Here is an 11,849-nt window from a genome sequence, read left to right as displayed (position 1 = left end):
CCGCAATCCCTTTCTATCCTTAACGCGATCGTAACAGTGACTCGTCAAGAAAGGGATCGGCATGGGCCGGACAAACTACGGATCGAACGCCTTTGCTGTTCTGGTTGACCTGAACTGGGACCGCTTCTTTTTTGCCGCCGCCATCGCCGCCGCCCTGGGGCTGAGTGCGGCACTTCACAGCGTTATGTAAAATTTGCACAGATGTTTGCATACCGGCCCAGATGGATGATCCGGTACGTGACTTTCCTGACCCGCCGTGGCCTGTCTGCGCGCGGGTTTTGCTTTGCCTGCCCGACAGAAAACAGGGGCAATCCTGCCCCGTGCCGGATGGGGGCAGATCCCCGACGCATTGGCACCACTTCGCCCCCCTTCGAAAGTCTGGTTTCGCGCTTTGACAAGACCGCCGCAACCGCTTATCCACATTGGCACTGGGATGTCTGGGGAAAGAATAAGCGATGGCATTTGACACGAGGTTGAGCAGCAACCATTTCAAAACAACCGGACGCGGGGCAAAAGGTCTGTTGACCAGTGGCGGCGTTGCATTTTTTCTGGCATTTTCGGGGTTTACGGTCACGGTGCCGCAGGTTGCAGTTGCCCAGACCTATGCCTTCCAGCGGATCGAGATCGAAGGCACCCAGCGGATTGAAGCCGCCACCATCCTGTCCTATCTGGGAATCGCCCAGGGCGAGGCCGTGTCGGCCGCCCAGCTGAACGACGGTTACCAGCGTCTTGTCGGCTCCGGCCTGTTCGAGGACGTGCAGATCCTGCCGCGCGGCAACACACTGGTCGTCAAGGTGCGCGAATATCCCACGATCAACGTGGTTTCGGTCGAGGGCAACCGCAAGGTCAAGGACGACGTGTTCACGCCGCTGCTGAAATCGCAACCGCGGCAGGTCTTCAGCCCATCAAACGCCGAAATGGACGTTCAGACCATCACCGAGCTTTATCAGGCCCAGGGTCGTCTGGCCGCCACGGTCACGCCGAAGATCATCCGTCGCTCGAACAACCGTGTCGACGTGGTGTTCGAAGTGGTTGAAGGCAAGAATGTCGAGGTCGAGCGCCTGTCCTTCGTCGGCAACCGCCAGTTTTCCGACAGCCGCCTGCGTCGTGTGCTGGAAACCAAACAGGCCGGCATCCTGCGCGCGCTCATTCGGGCTGACAGTTATGCGCCCGAACGGATCGAGTTCGACAAGCAGGTGTTGCGCGACTTCTATCTGTCGCGCGGATACATCGACTTCAAGACGACCGGCGTGACCAGTGAGTTTTCGCGCGAGCGGGATGCGTTCTTCATCACCTTCTCGGTGCAGGAAGGCCAGCAATTCCGCTTTGGCAAGATCACCACCTCGTCCGAGGTGAACAATGTGAACGCCGCCGAATATCAGGGTGTGCACAAGCTGCGGTCGGGCGTGGTCTATAGCCCGGCGCTGATGGAAAACGCCATTGCGCGGATGGAGCGGCTGGCCATTCGCAACGGGCTGGATTTTGTCCGGGTCGAGCCGCGTGTGACCCGCAACGAACGCGCGCGCACGCTGGACATCGACCTGGTTCTGGTGCGCGGGCCGCGCATCATCGTCGAACGGATCGACATTGAAGGCAACGCCACCACGCTGGACCGGGTGGTGCGCAACCAGTTCCGTGTCGTCGAAGGCGACCCGTTCAACCCGCGTGAAATCCGCGAAGCTGCCGAACGCGTGCGCGCGCTTGGCTATTTCTCGAACTCGAATGTCGAGGCGCGCGAGGGGTCGGCGCCCGATCAGGTGGTGATCGACGTGGACGTCGAAGAGGCGCCAACCGGATCGCTCAGCTTTGGCGGTGTCTATAGCCTTGAGAACGGGTTCGGCCTGAGCGTTGCCTTCCGCGAACGCAACTTCCTTGGTCGTGGCCAGTTCATCAGCGCCAGTTATTCCAGCGGCGAAGATTCGTCCAGCTTCTCGTTCAAGTTTGCCGAACCGAATTTCCTGGACCGCGATCTGGAGCTTGGATTCGAGGCTTACTATCAGGAAACGGCCTTTGCGTCGTCTTTCTACAACACACGCTCGCTGGCACTGCGGCCGTCGATCGCTTTTCCGATCAGCGAGTATTCCCGGATCGGACTGCGCGTCTATGGCGATGGGGCGGAAATCACCGATGTGGATGCGGGCAGTTCGCAAATCCTGAAAAACGAAGGTGCGCGCGGGCGGCAGGTTGGCGCGGGCGTCGGATTTACCTGGAGCTATGACACTCGGCGCACCGGGTTGGACCCGAACCGGGGCTATCTGCTTCAGTTCGACGGTGACATCGGCGGGTTTGGCGCGGATTACCAATATGCACGTGCCACCGCCCTTGCGCAGGCCCAGACCAAGGTCTGGAACGATCAGGTGACGCTGACGGCAACGGTCGAAGGCGGGATCTTGCACGGTCTTGATGGCGGGTCGTCCCGTGTGACCGACCGGTTCCGGCTTGGCCCGTCCAAGCTGCGCGGTTTTGCCACCAACGGCATTGGCCCGCGCGATCTTGATGCAGCCAACCTGGACACGCTTGGCGGCAATATGTTCGCGGTCGCCCGGCTTGAGGCGCAGTTCCCGCTGGGTCTGCCCGAAGAATACGGCATCACGGGTGGTGTGTTCGTGGATGCAGGCTCGCTGTGGGGGCTGGACGACACGTTGGGCGGTGCGATTGATGACAGCGCACATCTGCGCTCTTCGATCGGGGCGTCGATTTTCTGGGACACGCCGATTGGCCCGCTTCGGTTCAACTTCTCGCACGTGCTGGCCAAGGAAGAATATGACGAAGAAAACAACTTCGAGCTTACGATCTCGGCCCAGTTCTGATCCATTGACCTGGATGGCGCCGCAACGTGCAAAGCGCGGATTGCGGCGCCATTTCACCGGGCGTATGGGCGCGTTGGCCCTGGTCGTGATGGTCGGGATTGGCGTCTTGCCCGCACCGGGCAATGCCCAGCAGCAGGCTGGCAGTGTGGTGTCCCAGATCGTTACGATTGACCGGCAAAGTCTGTTCTCTGACACGCAATATGGGCGCCGAGTGGTCGAAACGGTCGAAGCCGAACGGGTGCGGCTGGCCAATGAGACGCGCAAGGTCGAAGAGGCGTTGGTCAAGGAAGAACGCGAGCTGACCGAAAAGCGGGACAGCATGTCGCCCGAAGATTTCCGCAAACTTGCCAAGGCATTTGACGCAAAAGTTCAGGCTTTGCGCACGGAAGGCACCGAGCGCGAGCAGGAATTCGTCGGCACACTGGAGCGTGAACAGGCCGCGTTTTTTGACCGGATCGGCCCGATCCTGGGGCAATTGGTGCGGGAACTGGGGGCGGTCGTGATCCTGGACCGGCGGGCCATCCTGTTGACCACGCGCAACATCGACATCACCAAACTGGCCGTGGAACGCATCGACCAGGTGCTGGGGGATGGCAGCGATCTGCCGGACAATGCACCTTCAACCCCTGCGGGAGAGGCCGCGAGCCCGGATCAGCCAGCGCCAGAAATGCCCGCGTTTCCGTTGGGCGATGCGACCCCGGATGGGACATCCACCGACAACTGATTGCAATTGTTTCAGCCCCACCAGACTGCTAGTCAGAAAGAGCCGGGCCGCCAAGAGCCCCTTATGTGAAGGACGTGACCATGACATCAGATGTGCCCAGCACCGCCGATATCCAACTGATCCAGGACTGCATTCCCCACCGCTATCCGTTCCTGCTGGTGGACCGGGTCGAAGATATCCGCGCCAAGGAATTTGCCAAGGGCATCAAGATGGTCACGATGAACGAGCCTCATTTTCAGGGGCATTTTCCCGGTCTGCCGATCATGCCGGGTGTCACGATCATCGAGGCGATGGCGCAGACCTCTGCGGTCATGGTGTCCTTGTCGCTTGGCTTGGTCGGCTCGGGGGCCGTGGTGTATTTCATGGGCATCGACAGCGCCAAGTTCCGCCGCAAGGTGGTGCCGGGCGATGTGCTGGAACTGCATGTGACCACCCTTCGCGGGGGCGCGAAGGTCTGGAAATTCGACGGACGCGCGATGGTCGGCGATGAACTGGCCTGCGAGGCGACGTTCATGGCGATGATTGATGTGACCGGCGGGAAAGGCTGACCGATGGCCGACAATGGGGGCGTTGACCCGACGGCTCTGGTGCACGCCAGCGCGATCATCGAAGACGGAGCCAGGATCGGACCCGATTGCCGGATCGGTCCGTTCTGCGTGATCGGGGCACAGGTTCGACTGGGCGCGGGGGTCGAGGTGAAATCCCATGTGGTGATCACTGGCGATACCGAGGTGGGCGACGACACCGTGATCTTTCCGTTCTCGGTGATTGGAGAGATCCCACAGGATCTGAAATTCTCGGGCGAGGATACGCGCCTGATCATCGGCAAACGCAACCGCATTCGCGAGCATGTGACGATGAACACCGGCACGGCGGGCGGTGGCTATGTCACACGGATCGGCGATGACGGGCTGTTCATGGCGGGCTGTCACGTCGCACATGACGCGCAGATCGGCAACAATGTCATTTTGGTCAACAATGTCGCCGTGGCCGGTCATGTGGTCATTGAAGATGATGTGATCGTCGGCGGCTTGTCCGGTTTGCACCAATGGATTCGCATTGGCCGGGGCGCCATCATCGGTGCCTTGTCGATGGTCACGGCGGATGTGGTGCCGCACGGTCTGGTGCAAGGTCCGCGCGGCGAACTGGACGGGCTGAACCTTGTGGGGCTAAAGCGGCGTGGCGTTGCGCGGGCGGATATCGCGGCGTTGCGTGCGGCATTTCAGACGCTCAGAACCGGCGAAGGATCGTTTCGCGACCGCGCGGCGGGTTTGGCTGATGGGGCCGACAGCGATTATGTCCGCGAGTTGATCGCCTTTGTCACTGGCGACAGCGACCGTGGCTTTCTGACCCCGAAATAGCGTGCCGCGATGACCGACCGCCTTGCCATCATCGCCGGAACCGGAGACCTGCCGCACCGCATCGCCGCCAGCAATCCCGGCGCGCTGTTCGTGACCATCAAGGGGGTTGAGGTGGATGCACCGGACGGTTTTGATCTGGTCGAGGCGAGCTATGAGAAGCTGGGCGCGTTGTTCAAGACCATGCGCGGGGCAGGGGTCGGGCGCGTCGTCTTTGCCGGAAAGGTGGACCGGCCCAAGCTGAACCCTTTGAGGATGGACCGCGTGACGCTGGGCCTGTTTCCACGGGTCAAGGCGGTGCTGGGCAAGGGCGACGACGCGCTTTTGCGTTTGGTGGCCGAAGTGTTCGAAGAACAAGGCTTCGATGTTGTGGCCGCGACCGATGTGACGCAGGGGCTCAGCCTAGATGCGACCACCATCGGACGCACACCAAGCGATCAGGACCGATATGATGCCAATCGCGGCTGGTCCATTTTGGACACACTGGTCAGCGAAGATCTGGCACAGGGCGCGGTGGTCGCGGGCGGCCAATGTCTGGGGATCGAGACCATTCAGGGCACGGATGCGCTGCTTCGCTTTGTCAGTGAAACGCCCGAACATCTGAAACAAGGCGCGCGCGGGGTTTTTGTCAAACGCCCCAAACCCGGACAGGACGGGCGCATGGACATTCCCACCATCGGCCCGGCCACCGTCAAGGCCGTGGCCAAGGCGGGGCTGGGGGGCATCGTCATTCCCGCAGGCGGTGTGATCGTGATGGATCAGGACGAAGTCGAACGGCTTGTGCATGAGCTTGATCTGTTTCTGGACGTGCGGGGGGATGCGCCGTGAAAGTGTTCATGATCGCGGGCGAACCATCCGGCGACCGGCTGGGCGCGGCCTTGATGGCGGGCCTGAAAACACTGGTCGATCAGGTCGAGTTTCTGGGCATCGGTGGCACAGAAATGCAGGCGCAGGGTCTGCGGTCGCAATTTCCCATGTCGGAACTGTCGATCATGGGCATTGCCGAGGTCGCGCCGAAATATTTCCACTTGAAACGCCGCATTCGCGAAACAGCTCAAGCGGTGATAGAGGCAAATCCGGATGTGCTGATCACCATCGACAGCCCTGATTTCTGCCTGCGCGTGGCGCGGATCGTCAAAGAGGACGAGGTTGAGGGGCTGACCTTCGGGCGTGACATACCCACGGTGCATTACGTGGCACCTTCGGTCTGGGCGTGGCGTCCCAAGCGGGCCGAGAAGATGGCGCAATGGATCGACCATGTGCTGGCGCTGTTGCCGTTCGAGCCACCCTATATGGAAGCCGCCGGGATGAGCTGCGATTTCGTGGGCCATCCGGTTGTGGCCGATCCCATCGCGACCAAGGCCGAAGCGCAGGCGTTCCGCGATCATCACCAGATCGGCACCGGGCCGCTGGTATTGGCGCTGCCCGGATCGCGCAAAGGCGAGGTGACACGGCTGGCCGACCGCTTTGGCGAGGCTTTGGGGCGTGTGGCGCGCGCGCATCCCGAGATGTCGGTCGCGTTGCCCGTGGCGCAGGGTGTTGAGGCTCTGGTGCGCGATCTGACGGCCAACTGGCCAGTTAAGCCGATCCTGATTCCAGCCGATCAGCCCGAGCAGAAACGCGCGGCCTTCCGGGCGGCGGATGTGGCGCTGGCCGCATCAGGCACGGTTTCGCTGGAGCTGGCAGCCGCCGCGACCCCGATGGTGATCGCCTATGACATGAACTGGCTGAGCCGGGTTCTGATCGGGCGATTGCTGCGGGTGGACACGGTGACGCTGGTCAATCTTGTCTCTGATACACGGACCGTGCCCGAGTTTCTGGGTGCAGAGTGCACGCCCGACCGGATCGCGCCCGCTCTTTTGGCCAAGCTGGCTGACCCCACCGCCCAGAAAGAGGCGATGGCCCTGACCATGGATCGTCTGGGCCGGGGGGGCGAGGCACCGGGGCTTCGGGCGGCGCGCTCGGTTCTGAACGCGGTGGCGCGGGCGCGCACGACCTAACGGACGCACCCTGCCACAGACATGCGTACTTACTGCGCCGTGGCCCCTTCGCTCAGGATCGTCTGAACCTTCGGGATGATTTCGGGCATCTTCTCTTGCATCAGCTTCAACACAATCGGGGTCTGGCGCTCTGTCACCTGCGGCAGTTTGCTCATCGCCGAACGCCCCAGATCGGTGGCATAGAAATCGCGGATCGCCTTGATCTCGTCAAAGGTGAACAGTTCGGCCATGACCGCTGCCTGATCGCGCATGATCTCGTACATCGGGCCGGTCATCTCGTCCTGATACAACTGGTTGATGCGCGCAATCTGGTCGTCGTTCAAGGGGATGCCCTTGCTCTTGATGTCATTGACAATCGGCTGCCACATGGTCTTGATCATCGCCGCCATGTCGATGTCTTCCAGCGTGGCGTCAATATAGCCCGTGGCCAACGCCAACCGTTGCTCATAGGTTTCTTCAGCCTGAACAGGCGAGACAAGGGCCGCCGATACGGCGATGGCAGAGAGGAGATGGCGCATAGAATGATCCTTTCGGTCTGTATGTGCCACGATCTTCCCAACGCGCGGCACGGGACACAATGGCTTTGGTCAAGTCATCGCACCAAATCGGCACTTAGCCACGCCAGATCCAGCCGCCTCCGAAGACGCGCGGCCCCTCGGGGGCATAGAAGACGCAGGCCTGCCCGGGGCTGACACCTTCTTCCGGGGTCAACAGTTCAACCTCGGCTTCGGTGTCCGAGATCGGACGGATGATCGCCTCGCGCGGGGGGCGGGTTGAGCGGATCTTGACGCCCATATGCCATTCCTTGCGGGCGGTGAACGGCTCGTCCCCCAGCCAGTTGATCTCGCGCACAGGCACGGTGCGGGTGGCCAGCATTTCCTTCGGGCCGACGACGACCTGCTTTGCATCCACGTCCAGCTTCACCACGTAAAGCGGCTCGGACAGGCCGCCAATCCCAAGGCCGCGCCGTTGCCCGATCGTGTAGTGAATGACGCCCTCGTGCTGGCCCAGCACGCGCCCGTCGGCATGGACGATCTTGCCCGGTTCCGCCGCACCGGGGCGCAGTTTCTCGATCACGCCCGCATAGTTGCCGTCCGGCACGAAGCAGATGTCCTGACTGTCGGGTTTGTCAGCGACCTCAAGCCCGTATTTGCGCGCCAGCGCACGGGTTTCATCCTTGGTTTTTAGATGGCCCAATGGGAAACGCAGGTATTCCAACTGCTCTGGTGTGGTCGAAAACAGGAAATAGCTCTGATCGCGCGCAGGGTCGGCGGCCCGGTGCAATTCAGGCCCGGCAGGTCCAATGGCGCGTTGGATGTAATGCCCGGTGGCCATGCAATCGGCCCCCAGATCGCGCGCGGTTTCCAGCAAGTCCTTGAACTTCACCCGTTCGTTGCAGCGGATGCAGGGCACGGGGGTGGCGCCCCCAAGATAGCTGTCGGCAAATTCCTCGATTACGGCGTCCTGAAAGATGTTTTCATAATCCAGCACATAATGCGGAAATCCCATACTTTCAGCTACATGGCGGGCGTCGTGAATGTCGATGCCGGCGCAACAGGCGCCCTTCTTGGCCAGGGCTGCGCCGTGGTCATAAAGCTGCAATGTGACGCCGATCACGTCATAACCTTCTTCGGCCAGCATCGCGGCTACGACCGAGCTGTCCACACCGCCTGACATCGCCACGACGACACGGGTTTCGGCCGGTGGTTTGGCGAAGCCGAGCGAGTTCAACACCGGGGCGTCTTGCATTTTCACGGTCGTGGACATGACCAGATCCTTTCCAGAAGAAGGTCGGAATATATGAAAATTCGAATGAACAACAAGGGGCAGCTTCACCTCTCTTTAAGCCTAAGCGCCGAAAATCGTGCCAGACCAAGACGTGAGGGCTGGATATGTATCTGAAAAAAGTTGAAGGGCCACGGGCTGTGACCCTGCCGGACGGGTCGATCATGACGCGCGCTGATTTGCCCCCCAGGACCACCCGCCGTTGGGTGGCCAGCCGCAAGGCTGCGGTGGTGCGCGGCGTGCTGTCGGGACTGATCTCGGAAAAAGATGCGCAGGAGCTCTATGCCTTGTCGCCCGAAGAACTGGACGAATGGGTCAGGGCCGTGTCCACCCACGGCGAAGCCGCGCTGAAGGCGACATCGCTACAAAGGTATAGACAACCCTAGATTGTTTTCGCTAAAAGTTCTGCATGGGTAACGTGTGGTTAACCATTTCACGAGATGCTGAGTACGAATACCAGGACTTTTAAGCGGAGAACCCGAAACATGCGTATCCTTTTGGTGGAAGACGACCCGACAACATCGCGCAGCATCGAATTGATGCTGACCCATGCCAATCTGAATGTCTATGCAACTGATCTGGGCGAAGAAGGGGTCGATCTGGCCAAACTCTATGACTACGACCTGATCCTCCTGGACCTGAACCTGCCCGACATGAACGGGCATGAGGTTCTGCGCCAGCTGCGCATGTCACGGGTGGAAACGCCGATCCTGATCCTCTCTGGTGCCGATGACACCGAAAACAAGATCAAGGGATTCGGGTTCGGTGCTGACGACTACATGACGAAGCCGTTTCACCGCGAAGAGCTGATTGCCCGTATTCACGCGATCATCCGCCGGTCGAAAGGACATTCGCAATCGGTGATCAAGACCGGGCAGATCGCCGTGAATCTGGATGCCAAGACCGTCGATGTGGACGGGCGCACGGTGCACCTGACCGGCAAGGAATACCAGATGCTGGAGCTGCTTTCCCTGCGCAAGGGCACAACCCTGACGAAAGAAATGTTTCTGAATCACCTTTATGGCGGCATGGACGAACCGGAGCTGAAAATCATCGACGTGTTCATTTGCAAGCTGCGCAAGAAGCTCGCCACGGCGACCGGCGGCGACAGCCATATCGAAACCGTCTGGGGGCGTGGTTATGTCTTGCGCGACCCCGAGCCGGCCGAACTGGATGCCAAGATCGCGATGGGGGCCTGAACCGCCACGCTGCCGCGGTCGAAAAGCTGTTCTAGCTGACCAAGGCCCGAGCGATGCGCGCGGCAAGGCGCGCATTGTTCTTGACCAGCGCGACATTTGCGACAAGCGACGCGCCCTCGGTCGCGTGAAAGATGCGGTCCAGCAGAAAGGGTGTCACCGACTTGGCCGCGATACCCTTGTCCCGGGCGGCGGCAAGGGCGTCCTCGATCACCGGGGTGATCACCTCGGTGGGGATTTCATCTGCGGCCGGGATCGGGTTTGCCACCAGATGCCCTCCGGCCAGGCCCATCGCCGTACGTGTTTTCATGGCCTGCGCGATCTGGGCCGGATCCTCCATCGACAAGGGCGCGGGCAAGCCGGACGAGCGTGACCAGAACGCCGGGAACTCTGCCTGACCAAAGGCGATCACCGGCACACCCAGCGTTTCGAGCACTTCGAGTGTCTTGGGAATGTCCAGAATGGCCTTGGCACCGGCCGCCACAACGGTCACCGGGGTCTTTGCCAGTTCCTGCAAATCGGCAGAGATGTCGAAACTGTCTTCCGCGCCGCGATGGACCCCGCCGATACCGCCGGTGGCAAAGACCTCGATCCCGGCCAGGTGGGCCGCGATCATCGTGGCCGCCACCGTCGTCGCCCCGGTGCCGCCGGTGGCAATGCAAGCGGCCAGGTCGGCGCGTGAAAGTTTGGCGACGTCCTGCGCCTGACCCAGAGTCTCAAGCTCGGCATCGGACAGGCCGATATGCAACCTGCCATCAAGCACCGCGATGGTTGCCGGAATCGCGCCGTTGTCACGGATCAGCATTTCAACTTCGCGGGCCGTGTCGACATTCTGAGGCCACGGCATGCCATGTGTGATGATCGTGCTTTCCAGCGCAACGATGGGCTGGCCGTGGGCACGGGCATTGGCGACCTCGTCCGAGAAATGAAGGGGTAGGGTCATGTGTCGTCTTCTCCCGAAACATAGTGGGCCGCGGTCTCTTGCGCATGGGTCAGCGCATCGGCTGGCGCCTTGCCCGCGATTTCAGCCGCAATATGTGCGGCCATGAATGTGTCGCCCGCCCCGGTGATCCGGCGCACACGCACCGCAGGGCAGGGGGTTTGGATCACCCCGCGCGACTTGCTTCCATCGGCGGCAAAGCTGCCGCCATCGGTAACAAGCACACGGTTGGCCCCTGCTGCCAGCAGCCCTTCGGCCGCTTCAAGCGCGTTGTCGAAAGACTGATTGGCCAGGTATCCGGCCTCTTCCCGGTTGACATAAAGCGTGGCGCCCGGATGGGCCATCAACGGGGCCAGGCGTCGCGCCTTGCCGGGGCTGGCGGGCGCCACGCGCAGATCGGCAGCGGCAAAGCTGGGTCGCCGGGCAATGTCAGTCAGCAACGCCAGCGTCAGGTTTCCATCCAACGCAATCACCCCGGTATATGGCGCCTTGGACGACCCGAGCGTGCCGTCCTCCAGCGGAGTGAGGATCGCGTCACCGGCTGCCTCAAGCGAATGGGCATCCGCGATCGCTGCGACCAGGCCCTGCGGGCCTTCGATCGCCATATAGACATCCGTGGGCAGGCCTGAAGGGCGGTGAACAAAGCGTGTCACCATCCCGCGCGCACCGCATTCGGCCAGAAGCTCTTCGCCCTCGGCATCGCGCCCGATGGCGGTCAGAAGGGCGGGGCGCAGGTCAAACCGCTGTGCCGTCATCGCGATGTTCATCGCGACGCCCCCCGGCAAGCGTGTGATCCGGCCCGGTTCATCCGACCCGATCCGCATCGCATGTTGCGTGCGCCCGATCACGTCCCACAACACGGACCCGATACAAAGAATGTCATGCGTCATCGTCATTCTTCCTCTTTGCCGAGGAACACGCCGCGACACAAGAGCCGATCTGTCGCCCACTTGTCGCGCGGTTCAAACCAACGGAATATGGCAAATCCCTTGCGTTTTGGGCTTGTCAGGGGGCAAGCGGGGGTCTATACCCCCCC

13 protein-coding genes are annotated in these 11,849 nt (G+C 61.5%); 9 read left to right on the top strand and 4 right to left on the bottom strand.

Annotated features, from left to right (window positions below; all coding sequences use genetic code 11):
* Window positions 1-61 precede the first annotated feature (61 nt).
* The 7 genes from MUY21_RS16085 (at window position 62) to lpxB (ending at window position 6,892) form a co-directional block, all read left to right on the top strand.
* Window positions 62-190 (top strand): hypothetical protein, encoded by a 129-nt coding sequence (locus MUY21_RS16085; protein ID WP_282568990.1) that lies wholly within the window; start codon window positions 62-64, stop codon window positions 188-190.
* A gap of 265 nt (window positions 191-455) precedes the next feature.
* On the top strand, window positions 456-2,810 hold the full coding sequence (gene bamA / locus MUY21_RS08730) for an outer membrane protein assembly factor BamA (RefSeq protein ID WP_248409945.1): 2,355 nt from the start codon (window positions 456-458) through the stop codon (window positions 2,808-2,810).
* Window positions 2,811-2,823: 13 nt separating this feature from the next.
* A complete protein-coding gene (locus tag MUY21_RS08725) occupies window positions 2,824-3,534 on the top strand; it encodes an OmpH family outer membrane protein (protein ID WP_248409944.1) in 711 nt (236 codons plus the stop codon).
* Between the two features lie 80 nt (window positions 3,535-3,614).
* Entirely contained in the window at window positions 3,615-4,082 is a 468-nt protein-coding gene (gene fabZ, locus MUY21_RS08720) for a 3-hydroxyacyl-ACP dehydratase FabZ (RefSeq protein ID WP_191285887.1), read from the top strand.
* Between the two features lie 3 nt (window positions 4,083-4,085).
* Entirely contained in the window at window positions 4,086-4,895 is an 810-nt protein-coding gene (lpxA, locus tag MUY21_RS08715; protein ID WP_191285888.1) for an acyl-ACP--UDP-N-acetylglucosamine O-acyltransferase, read from the top strand.
* 9 nt (window positions 4,896-4,904) lie between these two features.
* Entirely contained in the window at window positions 4,905-5,720 is an 816-nt protein-coding gene (gene lpxI, locus MUY21_RS08710; protein ID WP_248409943.1) for a UDP-2,3-diacylglucosamine diphosphatase LpxI, read from the top strand.
* Window positions 5,717-6,892, top strand: a complete 1,176-nt coding sequence (lpxB, locus tag MUY21_RS08705; RefSeq protein ID WP_248409942.1) for a lipid-A-disaccharide synthase — start codon at window positions 5,717-5,719, stop codon at window positions 6,890-6,892. Before lpxI ends, lpxB begins: the two co-directional genes overlap by 4 nt.
* A 29-nt stretch (window positions 6,893-6,921) precedes the next feature.
* Here lpxB and MUY21_RS08700 read toward each other — a convergent pair whose 3' ends face one another.
* A complete protein-coding gene (locus tag MUY21_RS08700) occupies window positions 6,922-7,410 on the bottom strand; it encodes a DUF2059 domain-containing protein (RefSeq protein ID WP_248409941.1) in 489 nt (162 codons plus the stop codon).
* 94 nt (window positions 7,411-7,504) lie between these two features.
* Window positions 7,505-8,659 (bottom strand): tRNA 2-thiouridine(34) synthase MnmA, encoded by a 1,155-nt coding sequence (gene mnmA, locus MUY21_RS08695; protein ID WP_248409940.1) that lies wholly within the window; start codon window positions 8,657-8,659, stop codon window positions 7,505-7,507.
* 125 nt (window positions 8,660-8,784) lie between these two features.
* Here mnmA and MUY21_RS08690 point away from each other — a divergent pair, with 125 nt between their 5' ends.
* Window positions 8,785-9,063, top strand: coding sequence for a DUF1153 domain-containing protein (locus MUY21_RS08690; RefSeq protein WP_191285892.1), 279 nt, complete (start codon window positions 8,785-8,787; stop codon window positions 9,061-9,063).
* Between the two features lie 99 nt (window positions 9,064-9,162).
* On the top strand, window positions 9,163-9,876 hold the full coding sequence (ctrA, locus tag MUY21_RS08685) for a response regulator transcription factor CtrA (RefSeq protein ID WP_191285893.1): 714 nt from the start codon (window positions 9,163-9,165) through the stop codon (window positions 9,874-9,876).
* 31 nt (window positions 9,877-9,907) lie between these two features.
* On the opposite strand, the gene MUY21_RS08680 is transcribed toward ctrA, so the two are convergent.
* Together MUY21_RS08680 and MUY21_RS08675 are read right to left on the bottom strand one after the other, a co-directional pair.
* The gene (locus tag MUY21_RS08680) at window positions 9,908-10,816 is read right to left on the bottom strand and encodes a pseudouridine-5'-phosphate glycosidase (protein WP_248409939.1); all 909 of its coding nucleotides are present in this window, start codon (window positions 10,814-10,816) and stop codon (window positions 9,908-9,910) included.
* Window positions 10,813-11,709 (bottom strand): PfkB family carbohydrate kinase, encoded by an 897-nt coding sequence (locus tag MUY21_RS08675; RefSeq protein WP_248409938.1) that lies wholly within the window; start codon window positions 11,707-11,709, stop codon window positions 10,813-10,815. Before MUY21_RS08675 ends, MUY21_RS08680 begins: the two co-directional genes overlap by 4 nt.
* Window positions 11,710-11,849 lie beyond the last annotated feature (140 nt).

It is taken from the genome of Aliiroseovarius sp. S2029 (assembly GCF_023195575.1).
GTDB classification, from domain to species: domain Bacteria; phylum Pseudomonadota; class Alphaproteobacteria; order Rhodobacterales; family Rhodobacteraceae; genus Aliiroseovarius; species Aliiroseovarius zhejiangensis.
This window is presented reverse-complemented; position numbering and strand designations above follow the sequence as displayed.